Annotated in this window: 13 protein-coding genes; 3 read left to right on the top strand and 10 right to left on the bottom strand. The window is 58.3% G+C overall.

Annotation, left to right across the window (positions count from 1 at the left end; all coding sequences use genetic code 11):
- The first annotated feature begins 16 nt into the window (after positions 1-16).
- Genes MK745_RS11510 through MK745_RS11500 form a run of 3 tightly spaced genes read left to right on the top strand, consistent with a single transcriptional unit; the run spans position 17 to position 2,282 of the window.
- The gene (locus MK745_RS11510) at positions 17-673 is read left to right on the top strand and encodes a Tim44/TimA family putative adaptor protein (protein WP_243613444.1); all 657 of its coding nucleotides are present in this window, start codon (positions 17-19) and stop codon (positions 671-673) included.
- A complete protein-coding gene (mltA, locus tag MK745_RS11505; RefSeq protein WP_243613443.1) occupies positions 670-1,707 on the top strand; it encodes a murein transglycosylase A in 1,038 nt (345 codons plus the stop codon). Before MK745_RS11510 ends, mltA begins: the two co-directional genes overlap by 4 nt.
- Positions 1,704-2,282: a Smr/MutS family protein gene (locus MK745_RS11500; RefSeq protein ID WP_243613442.1), complete on the top strand. Its 579-nt coding sequence runs from the start codon at positions 1,704-1,706 to the stop codon at positions 2,280-2,282. The genes mltA and MK745_RS11500 overlap by 4 nt, the downstream gene beginning before the upstream one ends.
- A 13-nt stretch (positions 2,283-2,295) precedes the next feature.
- On the opposite strand, the gene hslU is transcribed toward MK745_RS11500, so the two are convergent.
- The 10 genes from hslU to regB form a co-directional block, all read right to left on the bottom strand.
- Complete coding sequence (hslU, locus tag MK745_RS11495) at positions 2,296-3,606, bottom strand: ATP-dependent protease ATPase subunit HslU (RefSeq protein ID WP_243613441.1); 1,311 nt, start codon at positions 3,604-3,606, stop codon at positions 2,296-2,298.
- Positions 3,603-4,160 carry an ATP-dependent protease subunit HslV gene (gene hslV / locus MK745_RS11490; protein WP_243613440.1) on the bottom strand — a complete coding sequence of 186 codons (558 nt, stop codon included), beginning with the start codon at positions 4,158-4,160 and terminating at the stop codon, positions 3,603-3,605. The genes hslU and hslV overlap by 4 nt, the downstream gene beginning before the upstream one ends.
- Positions 4,161-4,281: 121 nt before the next feature.
- Complete coding sequence (trxA, locus tag MK745_RS11485) at positions 4,282-4,602, bottom strand: thioredoxin (RefSeq protein WP_243613439.1); 321 nt, start codon at positions 4,600-4,602, stop codon at positions 4,282-4,284.
- Positions 4,603-4,639: 37 nt separating this feature from the next.
- Positions 4,640-8,035 carry a double-strand break repair helicase AddA gene (addA, locus tag MK745_RS11480; protein ID WP_243613438.1) on the bottom strand — a complete coding sequence of 1,132 codons (3,396 nt, stop codon included), beginning with the start codon at positions 8,033-8,035 and terminating at the stop codon, positions 4,640-4,642.
- Positions 8,035-10,989: a double-strand break repair protein AddB gene (addB, locus tag MK745_RS11475; RefSeq protein ID WP_243613437.1), complete on the bottom strand. Its 2,955-nt coding sequence runs from the start codon at positions 10,987-10,989 to the stop codon at positions 8,035-8,037. The genes addA and addB overlap by 1 nt, the downstream gene beginning before the upstream one ends.
- Positions 10,982-11,674: a nucleotidyltransferase family protein gene (locus tag MK745_RS11470; protein ID WP_243613436.1), complete on the bottom strand. Its 693-nt coding sequence runs from the start codon at positions 11,672-11,674 to the stop codon at positions 10,982-10,984. Before MK745_RS11470 ends, addB begins: the two co-directional genes overlap by 8 nt.
- Positions 11,650-12,669, bottom strand: a complete 1,020-nt coding sequence (locus MK745_RS11465; protein ID WP_243613435.1) for an aminoglycoside phosphotransferase family protein — start codon at positions 12,667-12,669, stop codon at positions 11,650-11,652. The genes MK745_RS11470 and MK745_RS11465 overlap by 25 nt, the downstream gene beginning before the upstream one ends.
- Positions 12,662-13,138, bottom strand: coding sequence for a tRNA (adenosine(37)-N6)-threonylcarbamoyltransferase complex ATPase subunit type 1 TsaE (gene tsaE / locus MK745_RS11460; protein ID WP_243613434.1), 477 nt, complete (start codon positions 13,136-13,138; stop codon positions 12,662-12,664). The genes MK745_RS11465 and tsaE overlap by 8 nt, the downstream gene beginning before the upstream one ends.
- A gap of 9 nt (positions 13,139-13,147) precedes the next feature.
- Positions 13,148-14,701, bottom strand: coding sequence for a PAS-domain containing protein (locus MK745_RS11455; RefSeq protein ID WP_243613433.1), 1,554 nt, complete (start codon positions 14,699-14,701; stop codon positions 13,148-13,150).
- Between the two features lie 66 nt (positions 14,702-14,767).
- The gene (gene regB / locus MK745_RS11450; protein WP_243613432.1) at positions 14,768-16,165 is read right to left on the bottom strand and encodes a sensor histidine kinase RegB; all 1,398 of its coding nucleotides are present in this window, start codon (positions 16,163-16,165) and stop codon (positions 14,768-14,770) included.
- Between the last annotated feature and the right edge of the window lie 26 nt (positions 16,166-16,191).

The raw sequence follows: 16,191 nt of genomic DNA, 5'->3' as shown, positions 1-16,191 counted from the left end.
CCGATATGAGGTTCCAATGAATACGCCCATCCTTCAGCTTCTGGTGCTGGCCGGCATCGCAGTGTTCCTAATCCTTCGCCTCAAGAGCGTGTTGGGAACGCGAGATGGCTATGAGCCTCCGCGTCAGGTGCCGGGTTCGTCGGCGAAGCAGGAACGCGAGTTCGAGGTGATCGAAGGCGGGCCGGATCCTGATATTACCGATCACGTCGCAGAAGACAGCGATGCCGCCAAAGCCTTGATCGCAATGAAAAGTGCGGAACCGTCCTTTGCGGTTGGCGAGTTCCTTCAGGGTGCGCGCGGCGCTTATGAGATGATCCTTATGGGATTTGAGAAAGGCGACCTTGCATCGATCAAACCGTTCCTGTCGGAAGACGTCTACGACGCTTTTGCGCAAGTCGTGGAACAACGCGAAACGCAGGGACTGACCGTCGAGAGCGAATTCGTCGGCGTGCGCGAAATGTCGCTGCATGATGCACAGTTCGACGAGGTGAGCCGCGAGGGTGAGGTCAGCGTGCGGTTTGTTGGTGAACTTACCCACGTGGTGCGCGATCGGGCGGGCGATATCGTTGAGGGCGATGAACGCCAGGTCAAGCGGCAGAAGGACATCTGGACCTTCGCGCGGGCCATGGGGTCGGACGATCCCAACTGGCAGCTTGTCGCCACGGGCGAATGACCCGGTGGTTTCGGGCGGTCCTTTCGGCTGGCCTCTTGATGGCCGGTTCTGAGGTGATGTCCGAGACCACGATTTCGGTTCTTGAGTTCGAAGACCTTGCCGGATGGTCTGAAGATGACCATGCCGAGGCGCTCGCCACTTTTCGCAACACTTGTGGCATATTGGATGCGCCGGATTGGCGGGCGATCTGCCGCGCTGCAGAAGAGTTCCCAGATCCGAAGAAATTCTTCGAGTTGCTGTTTCGCCCGGTCCTGATCGAAGACGGGGCGGCGGCGCTTTTCACGGGGTACTTCGAGCCGGAGCTCGATGGCTCCCTGACTCCAACTGACCGTTATCGTTATCCGGTGTATCGGACACCGCCAGAAGTCAGGCAGCGCGATACCTGGTTAAGCCGCAGGGCGATCGAAACGTCGGGCGCGCTCGAGGGTCGGAGCCTTGAGATTGCTTGGGTTGATGATCCCGTAGAGCTCTTCTTCTTGCAGATTCAAGGTTCTGGGCGGATTCACCTGCCAGACGGGGGATACATCCGGGTTGGTTATGGGGGGTCTAACGGGCACCCTTATCGCTCGATCGGTGTCGAGCTAGTGCGGAGGGGCATCTACACTGCGCATCAGGTAAGCGCACAGGTCATCAAGAACTGGGTGCGCCGCAATCCGCTCGAGGGTGAGGAGCTGTTGCGACATAATGATTCCTACGTCTTTTTTCGAGAAGTCACCAAGGTGCCTGCTGATCAAGGTCCGATTGGTGCGATGAACCGGTCGGTGACGGCGATGCGGACAATCGCCGTCGATCCGAAATTTACGCCATTGGGCGCGCCGGTCTGGATCGAAAAAAGGGGCAAGACCCCGATGAAACGCCTCATGGTGGCGCAGGACACGGGGTCGGCGATCAAAGGCGCGCAGCGCGCCGATATTTTCTTTGGCACTGGGGATAAGGCGGGGCGCGCGGCTGGCCATCTCAAGGATGACGGGCGCATGATCGTTCTTCTACCAATCCAACGGGCCTATGCCATGCTGCCAGAGGCTGTGCTTTGAGTCGTCGTCGCCTGACCCCGGAAGAGATCGAGCTTTGGCGCAAGGTGACGGATTCTGCGCATCGCATGCACCCGGAGCGACCCCGGCACGAAGCCCCCATGCCCAAGCCGAAACCCACCAAAACCGTGAAACAGAGGCTGACACAGTCTTTTGAGGTTGGATCAAAGGCACGCACGGCGCATCCGGGGCATGACCTTATGCCCGCGTTGCCCGAGCGTATGGCGAAACAGCCGGTTCACATGGATAAGAAAGCGTTTACTCGACTAAAGCGCGGAAAAATGTTGCCAGAGGCAAAGATCGACCTTCATGGCATGACCCAGGATCAGGCGCATCCGGCGTTGATTGGGTTCATCCTGCGTGCACACGGGAGCGGGAAGCGACTTGTTCTTGTGGTGACGGGCAAGGGGAAGACGCGGCCGGATGATGGGCCAATTCCGGTCCGGCGTGGTATCCTCAAACACAATGTGCCGCAATGGCTCTCGATGCCGCCGGTTGCACCGCTCGTGCTACAGGTTGCCGAGGCCCATATCAGCCACGGCGGGAGCGGTGCCTATTATGTCTATCTTCGCCGATAGAGCGGTGTGAGGATCAGAGTACGTAGCGGCTGACGTCGGTCGACTTGGTCAGTTCACCAAGGTTCTTATCGACAAAGGCGTTATCGACGACGATCTCTTCGCCTGAACGGTCAGGCGCGGAAAAGCTCAGCTCCTCGAAGACGCGCTCCATCACGGTGTAAAGGCGGCGCGCTCCGATATTCTCGACGCTTTTGTTCACATCTGCCGCGATCTTGGCGAGTGCGGCGATGCCTTCGTCGGTGAAACGCACGGTGACTTCCTCGGTGCCCATGAGGGCAGTGTATTGCCGGGTCAGCGCGTTGTCGGTTTCTGTCAGGATGCGCACGAAGTCATCTTCGGTCAGGGCACGAAGCTCAACGCGGATCGGTAAACGACCCTGAAGCTCGGGCAAGAGATCCGAGGGCTTGGCGATGTGGAATGCACCCGATGCGATGAACAGGATATGGTCGGTTTTGACAGGCCCGTGTTTCGTGCTCACGGTGGTGCCTTCGATCAGGGGCAGAAGATCGCGCTGCACACCTTCACGGGAAACATCGCCGCCGCGCGCTTCGGCGCGGGCACAGACCTTGTCGATCTCATCGAGGAATACGATGCCGTTCTGCTCTACCGCTTCGAGCGCGGCTTTGGTTACAGTTTCATCGTCTAGAAGCTTGTCTGCTTCCTCGGAAATCAGGATCTCATAGCTTTCGGCGACCGTCATTTTGCGGCGCACTGTGCGACCACCAAGGGCTTTGCCGAAAATATCGCCAAGGTTCATCATGCCCATCTGGCTACCGGGCTGGCCGGGGATATCGAACATGCCGCCCATGGGGTTCGAGTTGTCCGAAACGTCGAGTTCGATCACCGTGTCGTCAAGTTCACCAGCCTTGAGTTTCTTACGGAACATGTCGCGGGTGGACTCGCGGGCATCCGTTCCTGCGATCGCTTCGATCACACGTTCCTCTGCGGCATTGTGGGCGTTGGCTTTCACCTCGTCGCGCATATGGTCGCGGGTCATGGCGATGGCGCTATCGACGAGATCGCGGATGATTTGTTCCACGTCACGACCGACATAACCGACTTCTGTGAACTTGGTGGCCTCAACCTTGATGAAAGGCGCCTTGGCGAGCTTGGCGAGGCGGCGGCTGATCTCGGTCTTGCCGACACCGGTCGGACCGATCATCAGGATGTTCTTTGGGTAGACTTCTTCACGAAGATCATCCGAGAGCTGCTTGCGGCGCCAGCGGTTGCGCAAGGCGACAGCAACAGCGCGCTTTGCGTCTTTCTGGCCGATGATGAAGCGGTCGAGTTCAGAAACGATTTCGCGCGGGGTCAGGTCAGTCATTTGGAGATCTTCTCGACAGTGAGTTTTCCGTTGGTGTAGACGCAGATGTCTGCGGCGATGGCCATCGCGGTGCGCGCAACGTCTTCGGCGGATTTATCGCTATCCATCATCGCGCGGGCAGCGGCGAGCGCGTAGTTCCCGCCCGAACCAATCGCGGTCACGTCATGTTCCGGCTCGAGAACGTCCCCTGCTCCGGTGATGACAAAGATGTCCGCACCATCAGAGACGATGAGCATTGCTTCGAGCTTTTGAAGGTACTTATCGGTGCGCCAATCCTTGGCGAGTTCGACCGATGCGCGGGCGAGCTGTCCAGGACTGGCCTCGAGCTTCGTCTCAAGTCGTTCGAGAAGCGTAAAGGCATCCGCGGTTGATCCTGCAAATCCGGCGACGACATCGTGGCCTCCGGGAGATAGGCGGCGAACCTTCCTCGCCGTGCCTTTGATAACGGTTTGGCCAAGAGAGACCTGACCGTCGCCGGCGATGACAACTTCGCCGTCTTTTTTCACGCCGATGATCGTCGTTCCGTGCCATCCGGGAAAGGACTCGTTGGACATGACGTACTCCTTTTGTTGACGTTCTATATGTGCGGTGAAGAAGAAAGGCACAAGGCCGGGTGGCGGCTGATATGAAAAGGGCGCCCCGTTTGGGACGCCCTGTTCGGAAAATCAGAGGCGATCAGATCGACTCTTCGATCCAGCCCTGAAGCGCGGCCTTGGGGGCAGCGCCGGCGCGGTTCGAAACGACCTTGCCGTCCTTGAAGATGAAGAGCGCAGGGATGCCGCGCACGCCCATCGAGGCGGCCGAGTTCGGGTTCGAGTCCACGTCGACCTTGGCAATTTTCACCTTGCCATCGAGTTCATCGGACAGTTCCTCAAGAACCGGACCGATCATTTTGCACGGACCGCACCATTCGGCCCAGAAATCGACGACGACGGGAACGTCGGAATTGACGACTTCGGCTTCAAAGGTGGCATCGGTGACAGCAACGGTTGCCATTGGGTTTCTCCTGAATGAGCGAAAACGTTCGCCGAACCTAGGTAGCCTCCTGCCGGTCGTCAAGATATCCGCCGTCCAAGAGCGCATTTGTCACAAGATCGTGCGGGAGAGGCATAAGGATTGAGGACCGGGTCCAGAGAATTGCGGTCTCGATCCTGTGCTTTGGATAGATCTGAGCGAGGGCTTGCGCATAGGCACCCATCTGACGGAGGAGGCCAATTGGGGTTTGTTCCGGGGTTTCAGGGGTGATTGCGTTGGTCTTGAAATCCACGGCGAGTACTCGGTCATCGCCAATAACGAGCCGGTCGATCACTCCATGAAGGCGTGCCGCACCAAGATCGGCCGTCACGGGCACCTCGGCAAGCGTTTCTGCAGAGAAGAGTTCCGCAAAACTCGGATGGATCAGGATGCTTTGGGCTTCGTTCAAAAGATCGGCTGTTTCCGCAGGAGACGGAGAGATTTCACCGCTAGAAAGGATCGTCGGCGCAACCTTTGCCCAATCCTCTCGGGCATATGTCGGCAGGTGTTCGAGAAGAAGATGAATGCGACTTCCGCGTTGCATTGCGGCGTCTTCATCAAGACCAGCCTCGCCTGGCAAGGCTTTGGCGCCGCCAAGCTCAGAAGGAGAGAGCGTTTTCTTTGTATCGACAACCAAAGGCGCAGGCGTTTGGAAATAGGCCGGCAACTGGAGGTGCATTCTGTTCGGTGCTTCCTCGGGCACAATACTCGGTCCACTCCAGTCGCCGTGCGTATAGCGAAGTCCCTGCCCGACCGGGAAATCGAACGGCTCTGCTCCAGCGGAGGTTAGGCCAGCCTGCACGATATCGTACCAAGCGCGCCCGTCTTTACCGAGTTCACCAGCCGCCGCAACGATGAGCCACTTCTCTGCACGCGTCATCGCGACGTATAGCAGGCGCAGACGTTCTTCGAGTTCTGCTCCTTTCGCGCGATCCCGTTCTCCTGTGAGGGCTTCGGGCATGAGCTCTTTGCGAGGCGCCCAAAAAACCTCGCCGTCCAAGTCAATCAAGGGCGCGGCATTGCGCGGGTTGCGTTGTGCAGTGTCGGGGAGGATCACGATGGGTGCTTCGAGACCTTTTGAGCCATGAACCGTCATGACACGAATACGGTTCCCGGCACTGTCCATCTGTCGCTTGATCTCGAGATCGTCCGTTTCCATCCAAACGAGGAAGCCCGTTAGGCTTGGAACCGCGCTTCGCTCGTAGGCAAGCGCTTGGCTTAGTAGGGCGTTGATTCCGTCCTCTGCTTCTGCACCGAGCCGAGCGAGGAGTTTGCGGCGTCCATCATGGCGGGTCAGGATGCGCTCGATAAGATCATAGGGGCGCAGAAAATCTGCGTTCTCCATGAGATCCCAGATGACGGCCATCGTATCCGGAAAGTCTTTCTCACGGTCACGAAGCGCGCGCCAGAGATGTGTGCTCGTGCGACGATGAGCGAGATCGAAAAGCGCCTGTTCGCTCCAGCCGAAAAGGGGGGAGCGGAGGACTGTCGCCAGAGAGAGATTGTCCTCTGGGGTGTCGAGAAAGCGTAGCAAGGCAGCGAGATCTTTCACCGCGAGCTCTCCTCCGACACGCAGGCGGTCTGCCCCAGCGATCGGCAGGTCGCGAGCCTTACAGGCGCGGATGATTTCATGAAACAACGTGCTACGGCGCTGGACCAGGACCAGGATGTCTCCGGGCTGAACGGGAGTTTGGGAGTAAAGGCCGTTCGCGTCGGGTTTTCCGGTCGGAATAGTCTCTTTCTCTGAGATCATCCGTGCGATCTGATCCGCGATGCGGTTGGCGAGGATTACGTCGTGATGGGTCTCCCCGATGCGGTCAACTGGCTGATACCACGCGTCCTTCTCGGCGCTGACAGATTTGTCGATCACGGGCCATAGATCAACACGCCCCGGAAGATCGCCATGAAAGGCCTTGTGCTCAGTATCCTGCGGAAAGCCGTTGTTGTGAAACGGTTTAAAAGTCGTATCTACAAGGCGAAGCACGGCTTGGGAGGATCGGAAAGAGTATTCGAGTCCGAGAGACTTCAGTGATTTCCCAGTCGGCTTGAGGCGTTCGGCGAACTCTTCGCGCATTCGGTCGAACTCAGCCGGATCTGCGCCTTGAAAGCTGTAGATCGATTGCTTCTTGTCGCCGACGACGAAAATCGTGCGCTCAACCTCGCTGCGGGCGCCTGATCCGCTGGTGAATTCCTGCGCCAGCCGCTCGATGACCTGCCATTGGACTGGGCTCGTGTCCTGGGCTTCGTCGACAAGGATATGGTCGATCCCGCCATCAAGACGATAGAGTACCCATTCAGCGACGGCCTTGTCTTCGAGAAGGTCTCGGGTGCGCAGAATAAGGTCGTCGAAATCGAGCCAGCCGCGTAGTTGCTTCTGTCGTTCGTAAAGCTCAACAAAACGACAGGCGAAGGCAGAGAGTGCTGCGGCACGTTCGGCGGCAAGGACGGCGATTCTTTTTTGCCGGTTGTCCTCGACGCGGAGCATAAGTGGATTGAGTTGGTTGATGAGTTCTGGGTGGGCATCCCGAACAGGCTTGGTCGGAACCGCATCTATCTTTGCTGTAAACGGTGACTTCGCGCTGTCGCCAGTCAGGAAAAAGCGCTCAAGCGTTGGTAGTGCGGAAGCATCAAGGGAAGTGAGTGAAGACAGAGCGTCAGCGAGCCTGTTGTCTGTGATCTTGCTGGCCCTCAAGATTGGCATAAGCGCCTCAAAAAGTGCCGCCTCGCCACCAAGGAAAACCCGTCCGGCGATCGCGTCGAGCGTTAGATCGCGATCATGGCCGAGGCCCTCGAGAAAGTCGGACGCAGGTTTGGGCGTCGAGAAGGACTGCCGGCGGCCCGTAATGTCGCGTGTTAGATCGCCAAGATCCTCACCCGTGAAATGACGCGAGAGGGTTGCCAGAAGCGACGCATCCGCCCCCTGCGCCATTGTCTCGACGATATCCTCGCGAAGAAGATCGGCGGCGCGTTCTTCCATTTCCTTGAACAGCGGAGATACACCCGCCTCAAGCGGGAAGCGTCGCAGGATTGAAGAACAGAAGGAGTGAATCGTTTGGATCTTGAGGCCGCCGGGTGTTTCGATTGCGCGAGCGAACAAGGTTCGCGCACTGCGAAGAGCGGTATCGTCCAAGGGGCCCGGCACGCCAAGTTCGGCCAATTCTTTGCTCAGAGTTTCCTTGTCGCGCATCGCCCAAGCGCCCAAGCGCTGAAATAGGCGGTTCTGCATCTCGCTCGCTGCGGCCTTGGTATAGGTGAGGCAGAGGATATGTTGAGGCAGGACCCCGTTGAGCAGAAGACGCGCCACCCGATCCGTGAGCACCCGCGTCTTGCCAGAGCCCGCGTTGGCCGAAAGCCATGTAGACTCGGAGGGATGGGCGGCTTGGACTTGGCGTTCAGTCGCTTCGTTGCGCTTCATCAGCTCATGTCCTCTGGTTCCGGTGCGTCCGTCGCATCCCACTCTCCGAATCGCGCCAACTGATCGTAGCGTCCGACATCCTTCTCGGATTGGAACGCCCGTCGCGAGGTAAAGCCGGTGTCGCGATCCGCATAATGCGCCATAAGGGCGATGAACTCTTCCCAGACCTGTGCTGCAGGGGTCTTTTCGAGAGGCGCGGCCTCATCCTTTGGATCGTTAGAAAGACCGATATAGATGGCTTCGGCGACTTCAGCGGGATCAATGTCGCGAAAGCCGCCCCGCTCGGCCATCGCCGCTTCGAGCAAGAGCTGTTTGTCGAAATATTCTTGTTCTTTTGCGCTTGGCGGTTTGCCAGACTTGTAGTCGTAGATCACAAGACGACCATCCTTGATCCGGTCGATCCTATCGGCTTTCCCGACAAGCCGCATGGGGGGTATCGGTATCTCGACCGACGCCTCACGTTCATACGCAATCGGTTTGCCTTTGGTGCGGCGGGTTTTCTCGCCTTCGATAACGTGATCCGCTACCCGCTCAAGGCGTGCCCGATAGAGGGTTCTCGCTGTGGCCCAAGGCACATCTCGGGAGAGAACATCTTCCGTGACAGACATGAGATGCGCGCGGTTGAGTTTAGTGGGGTCTTGCGTCGCATCGCGCACGAAGGTTTCGAGGATATCGTGGATCGCAATCCCGCGCAGGATTGCGTCCGGCGTTTTCATGAGGCTGTCGAGCGGCTTTAGTCGCAAGACATGCTTGGCATAGATCGCGTAAGGGTCTCGAATGAGGGTCTTGATTTCGGTAACCGAAAGGCTCTTTGGGCGCGCGGCGGAAGGAGGGCGCGGTGAGGGGCGTTTCTCGGCATCGATTGGGTCAACATGTTCAAGCTCTGCGAGATATGAGAGCCACCGTTCGCCTTTCTCTCGCATCTTTTTGAGCGCCGCCGGGCCGCCCTGTTTTGGCAACCCCTCGAGCAGGTTGGTCAAACGATTGATCCAACGTGACGGCACGGTTTCAGCTTCATCAGAGCGGATCGAGCGGGTGAGCCAGACTTCGGGTGCTGCGATTGCCTGTTCGAAGTCATGCGCGGAAAGTCCGATCTTGCGCTCTGGCAGGAGCAGGCCAGCGTCGTGGCGCATTTTGCGATTTAACCAAGGATCCGGCGTGAGCGCTTCGGGCCAGCTTCCTTCGTTGAGGCCTCCAAGGATCACGAGCTCCGCGCCTTGCACGCGCGCCTCGAGCGTTCCCCATATCAGGATCTTGGGGTGCGGAGCGTCGCGGTCTCGAACCTCGCCGCGCGATAGAACCGCACCGAACAGGTCGTCATAGTCCGACGCAGTGATCGGCCCAGCGAATCTTGCGTTTTCCCGCAGATCGGCAACGATCTCTGCGGCCTTTCGTCCGGCGGCTTTCTCCCAAAGCGCGCCGCAACCGTGTTCCGTCGGACCCTGCGCAAGCGTCTCGGACACGGTAATATGGCGTTCAAGCCGATCTGAAAACGCTCTCTCTCCGGAGTCTTCAAGATGAACGAGGTGCGATAGAAGCCATTCCAGCCAATCGCGGTCTTCTTGGTCCCGGCCTTCGCCCCAGGCGCTAAGGGTCTCGGAATCGGGGTAAGCAACTCCCTTGCGCCGAACCCAAAGCTCGAGCGCGCGCGTGCGAAGGAGGTGATCATTCCGGCTTTGGCTACTGTTACAGAGCGGATGCTTAAGCAGAGTGAGAAGCGCTTCAGAAGTCAGTTTCTGGCGGAATAGAGCCGATACGTGACGCAAGAACCGCCCCGGAGGGCTAAGCTGTAGCGGTGTCCCTGCACTATCGTCGGGTAGAATTCCCCAACGGTCGAGCGCGGCAGTGACTTGTCTGGTCATTGCGCGATCTGGCGAAATCAGGGCGGCAGTTCTGCCGTCTTCCGCTGCTTGTCGTAGTCCCAGCGCGATGGCCATGGCTTCTTCACGCACCGAAGGGGCCTCAAGAAGGGTCATCTGAGCGGTTGCCTTATCGACCGGTCCGAGCTTGGGCCCCTCGCTAAGCCATTGATCCGTCACCGGAGCGGGACGCAGCGCGAGCGACACAAGCCGGTTTCGATCCTTGCAAGGCGGCGCGATGTCGAGCCATGGACGCACATCACCCGGAGCGATCTCGAGCATGTGCATCAGTCGTCGGAAGCGAAACTGCGGGTGATCTTCTCCGCTCAGCGCGTCACCATCACCCGTCATTGCACCGCCGAGAACGTCCCAAACAGAGTCCGGCATCTCATCGTCGAAACCGGGAAGGACGATTGCGCCCCTTGGGAGTTTTGCGATCGCCTGCATTAGGAGCATCGTTGTACCTCGAGACCCGGTGGAGCCTGCGAGGATGATGGGGTGATCAGGGGGCTCAGTTTGCCAGCGCTCTGCCAAACGCTCGATGACAAGCCTTTGCCGCGCTTCGGAATCGGGCATATCGTCGACCGTTTCGAGGAAACGACGTGCGATCCCGAAGAAAGCCAATGACCGTTCCCAGTGTCCGGATTGATCAGAGATGTCGAGGGCTTCGATATCATCTGCCGTGACCCCTTCGCCGTTCATCTCGCTCATCAGTGTTGCAAGACTGTCTGCAAGATCAAAAAGCGAGGCACGCGCGGCGAGATCCGGTTGCGTTTCGAGAAGCTGTGCGATCAGGCGCACAAGCTCAAATCGCCGACGCAAAGGAGAGACCGCAGCGGGTATATCGGATGCGAATGCCGCGCCACCAAAGTCAGAAAGAAGCCGAATACGGGGGAGAAGGCCTGCTGGTCCCTTGTCGAAAACTTCGCGCACCCTTCGCTGCATGCGCGCGCTGTTTACGACAAGCTCGACTCGCGCGAGCGCCTCAGGCGGGTCATTGGCAAATCGCTCTCGTAGGCCATCAACGAGGGCTTTCGGGAAGTCCGCGCCGGGCGGTATGGCAAAGACATTCGGTCTGTCGCTGGCCTCAAGCATCGGGGTTCTCCAATAGGGTCTCGGCAAGCTCGACCCCTTCGGGCGAACCGACGTCACACCACCTTCCGGGATAGCTTAGACCGAACAGGCGGTCCTCTTCGAGCATTTGGCTCCACACTAGATTTAGCGAGAATGCGGTCTCTACGACGCTTTCGAGGCGATCTGTCTTGATGATCTGTATCCCGCCATAGACGTCTCCTGCGCCGCGCCGCAGTCTGCCCTCCGGACCAAGTATGAAATCGCCCGTCCCGGAATGGCCCCGCGTATTCTCAAGCGGCACACAGAGCAAAAGCGCGTCCATTCTATCCGGGTTCCATGCTTGCCGCAGGTACGAGAAGGGGTTCGGCCCTTGCCAAATCGCATCCGTATTGGCGGTGAAGAGGGGGTGTCGCCCGAGAAGGGGCAGAGCGTTCTTAAGCCCTCCCCCGGTTTCAAGAATGTCCGGCGTCTCAAGGATCGTCTCGACGCCTTGATTGCGGAGGTAAGCCTCGAGCTGTGTTGGCTTGTAGTGTAGGTTTGCAACGATCTTGCGGGGCGATATCGCTTTGGCAAGGGACAGGGTATGTTCGATCAATGGAACGCCCGCCACTTTGACAAGGGGCTTCGGCTGGTCCTTGGTCAGGTGGCGCATGCGCGTGCCGAAGCCGGCCGCAAAGAGCATTACAGAGTCGGGAAGGTGCCGCATTTGTCCTTGAGCGTTTGAAGGTTGGGTTTGGTTGGTACTGGCAGAGAGTCCAGAACGAGATTTCGAACAGGCGCGAGCGCCGGATGTGCGAGATCGCGGAGCAGGTAGCCCCAGACCCTCGGGATGAAATCAACGTAGTGAGGTTTGCCGAAATGCATGGACAAGCGGGCGAAGACACCAATGATCCTCAGGTTTCTTTGAACCCCAAGAGCGTGATAGGCGGCGCGAAAGGCATCGTCGGGTTGGCGCGAAACAGAAATGTACCGATCAAGCATTTCTTGCTCGAGCGCTGGGGAAACATCTCGGCGTGCGTCTTGCAGGAGTGACACGAGATCATAGGCGCGATGGCCTTTCATGGCGTCCTGAAAGTCCAGAAGACCGACCCGTTGAACACCGTCCCGCTCTGGTAGCCAAAGAAGGTTCTCTGCATGGTAGTCACGTTGAATAAGAACATCCGCCCCTGAGGCGTGTGTCTCAAGGAGCGGGCGGAATGCGGCTTCAAACTTGAGGGCCGCTTCCTCAAATGGCCGGTCGTGACCACGTAGATACCAACGATAGGAAAGCGCGGCCATCTCCGTCATGACAGCGGGCGAATAGGCCGCGAGATCTGTCCGTATTGGATGGGCGTGAAGCGACAAGAGCACGTCCGTTGCGCTCTCATAGAGTAGAGTCTCCAATTCTGGTGCCCGCTTTACCACACGAGCGAAGAGGTCATCACCAAGATCTTCCAGCAGAAGAAATCCGTTCTCTCTATCTTGGAAAAGGACCTGAGGCGCCGAAAGGCCAGCGTCTCGGAGTTCCTGCGCAATCGCTACGAAAGGGCGGATATCTTCGCCGCTCTCTGGCGGAGCATCCATAAGAACAGCCGTCTTGTGATCGTGCACCAAACGCAGATACCGCCTGTTGGAGGCGTCTCCGGCGAGCGGCGCACGCTCCGCATCCGACCAAGGGGTGGCGTTCAGAAATTTGTCTAGCAAACTGGCGCGATCAGTCATGTATTGCTTCCTTGATGACGGGCGCCCAGCGCGTATTGCTTGATGAGATCGTGAGCGCTCTCTGGCCCAGATCCGCAGTCATTGAGAATGACAAGGTGAGTGCGGACTCGGGTGCAAGTTCTGCAAGCCGGTCGGGCCATTCGACCAAACAGATTGCATCCTCAAAAGCATCGATCAGTCCCAGCTCGATCACTTCGTCCGGGGATGTCAGGCGATAGAGGTCTGCATGCCAAATCTCGCCGAGAAGGCTTTCATAGGTTTGCACCAAGGTGAAAGTCGGGGACGGAATGTCCTCGGGAGTGTCGAGCAGGGATAGGATTAGACTGCGGGCGAAATGGGTCTTACCAGCGCCGATTTCCCCCTCGAGAAGTAGGACATCCCCTTTTTTGACCTGCGCGCTGATCAGCTTTGCCAAAGCGGCGGTCTCTTCTGGAGAGGTCAGGGTGAGGGAGGTTTGGAAGAACGACATGGCCGCAGATTACACGGCCACCTCTTCCTCGCAAGCCGGATAGGCGGTGGTCGGCGAATAACCTTCGTTCTCGTCATTCGGATGGGTATCAAGAAGATCGGAGAAAACAACAGCCTTGTTGCCGCCATGAAGGTACACCGCACGGATGCACTTTGCCTTGCCACCCTCTGTCCTTACGACCCCAACGAGGTCTGGTCGGGGATTGATATCGTCAAGGTGCAATTCGAGGCGGTCCCAGATATCAGACGGTTCAAAGTGGGCCTTCCATGCCTCGAGTGCATTTGATGTGCTGTAGTCCGAGAGATCTGACTCGACCTCTGATTTCCAGTATCGCCGGTAGGCGCTGTTGCTGAAGGTTGCGGCGCCGACAGGAGAGAACACGACCACCGCTTCATCGAGGGAATCGAGCACGGCCTGTACCAGATCGAGCTGTGACCGGAAGCGGCGTGTAAGAGAGACTTCGGCGCTGATATCTTCGAAGAGAAGCGCAATGGCGCCATCAGGATGAGGCCTTCCATGGATCTTGTAAGTCACTCCGGACGGAAGAGACCATGTTTCGCAATAGCGGTCATCCGAGGCTGCGATGACAAGCTCTGCAATTTGTTGGCGCCATGAGTTGTAGTTCTTCGGCTCCGGGATCATGCGCGTTTCGCGTAGGCGATCAAAGAAGGTCAGGAGGCTGGGTCGCGAGGAAAGAAAATCCGCAGGCAAGTTCGTGAGGTCGATAAGCGCGGGGTTGAAGAGCGTGAGCTGGCGGTTCCGGTCAAATATCGCGAGACCAATCGAGAGCTGTGCGAAGGTTTTTGTCAGGGTCTGGACAAAATTGCGTTGGGCGATCTCGGCATGAACAAGAGCGTTGGCGTCGGTGGCGTAGTGAAGCATCGAGGTGCCGCTTTGGCGTGTGCTGATATCGAACCAAAGCTCGTCTTCGCCTTCTCGGAGGCGAAGCTTGGTGCGCTTAGTCTCGTCGGGGAGAAAGGCATCTTCGAATAGGCGCTGCGTCGCCTCGCCTTCTGGGGCGATCTTGCGAGCGAGGGTCATGTAGGCTTCGTTGGCCCAAGTGATCTCACCTGTCTCGGCACTGATCCAGATCGGATAAGGCGCGCGCTGGGCGGTGGTGTCGACAGCGGCATGCTCCTTGGCGATGGAGCGTGGGGAGGTTTCGGTCAGTCGGACGCGGGCGAAATCCTCCCATTGTTCCAAACTTGCGGAGGCGGGATCGTCGGGGTTGGCCGGGGAGAAGATACGTATGTGCCGTCCCTTGTCGCTCCCTTGCGTGGTTGGGAAATCAGGAAAGCGAGGGGCGAGGCGGTTGACGAGTGTCGTCCACGTCTCGGGATCGGTCTCCGTATCCTCAAGGAGGGCGAGGCCGGCGGGATTGGCGTCGATCAGAAAACCGTTGCGGTAGAGAAGCACCGCAGATGGCGGGTCAATATGTGCGGATTTGCCAGCGGGTTTTGAGACAAAGAGCGATATCCGATGGGCGGCCCAGAGACAGGGCAGCGCCAAGGCGACCCCGAGAAGGGACAGGTAGAACGGATCGAGGTTCTGGAAGTTGGACATGCGGGACACTTGGAAATCTGTCCCTCTAGTCTTTCCCCTCTCGGTTAATGGAAGGTTAACGAAGGGTCATGCGTGGAAGTTGGGGTTCTCGCCCAATGCGCCTTGTTGGGGTGATGGCACCGCGGCGATACGCGACCTTGGCCAGGACACCTCGATAATGGCGCCGGTGGGACGCGCGCGACCACTGGAAGACCGTCCCTCCCCTGGCCCATTCGCAAAACTCAACTCGGCACCGCTGCGCTCCAGAAGGGTCTTGGCGATAAACAGACCAAGGCCCATGCCTTCGTAGCCCGGTCGTTGCTTGCGGTCTCGCTCGGAGCGGCGACTGCTCACAAAGGGGTCTCCGATCCGGCCAATCAGATGCGCGGGAAAGCCGCGCCCGTCGTCCATGATACGCAAGGTGATCCGGTCCTCAGTCCACGCGGATTCGACCCAGACGTTCTCATGAGCGAAATCGACGGCATTCTGTATCAGGTTGCGCAGCCCGTGGATGATCTCGGGGCGACGTTCAATATCGGGCGGAAGATCGGTCAAATCCTGTTCGGCAGCGGTCTCGAAATGTACCATCTTTCCGCGATCGAGATGGGGTTCGGCCGCCTCGTCGATGACTGCGGAAAGCGGCGCGGTGTGGATGTGTAGATCGTCCTTTCCAGCGCGCCCCATGGAGTGCAAGATCTCACGGCATCGATTGGCCTGATCTCGGATCAAAGCGGCGTCTTCGGCAAGATCAGGACGGTCGGACAGCTCATCCAACAGTTCGGCGCTTGCGAGCTTGATTGTTGCAAGCGGCGTTCCAAGCTCGTGCGCGGCAGCGGCGACGACCCCCCCAAGATCCGTGAGCTTCTGTTCCCGCGCGAGTGCCATTTGCGTTGCGGCCAAAGCTTCGGACATAGACGCCATTTCGGAAACCACACGACGGGAATAGAGCGACGAGAACAAGACAGAAATCACGATGGCAGCCCAGATACCAAACAGGAACAGCTCTGGCATCGCGAGCACGAGCCCGCTCTCGGTGCGTAGCGGCACATGCAGCGGTAGCAGCAAGGTCACAACGGCGATCGCAATTGACGCCATGATGACCGTAGATCGGATCGACAAGACAGACGCGGAAATCGTCACAGGGCCGAGAACAAGGATCGAGAACGGATTGTTCAGGCCACCGGTGAGCGACAGTAGCAAACAGAGTTGCAGCAAGTCGAAAAGGATCATCGACAGGTTTTCGCGCTCCGAAAGAAGCTTGTTCTCAGGAAAGACGAACATGGCGATGAGGTTGACGACGACGGACGCACCAACGACGAGAAAACACAAACCGTATTCAAGGCTCAGCGAGAAAAGCAGGTGCGCGGCAATCAGTGTCGCGACCTGCCCGGCGACAGCGATCCAACGCACCATGATGATTGTGCGGAGCCGAATCCAATTTCCACGGCTTTCCTCGGAAATCAGGTTTGCGGAAAAATCGGTCATTTGCGCGCCTTTGTCACTTGCCGTTT

Source organism: Shimia aestuarii (assembly GCF_022814865.1).
Taxonomy (GTDB): Bacteria; Pseudomonadota; Alphaproteobacteria; order Rhodobacterales; family Rhodobacteraceae; genus Shimia; species Shimia aestuarii_A.
Note: the sequence above shows the minus strand (reverse complement) of the source record. Positions and strands in the feature narration are given on the sequence as shown.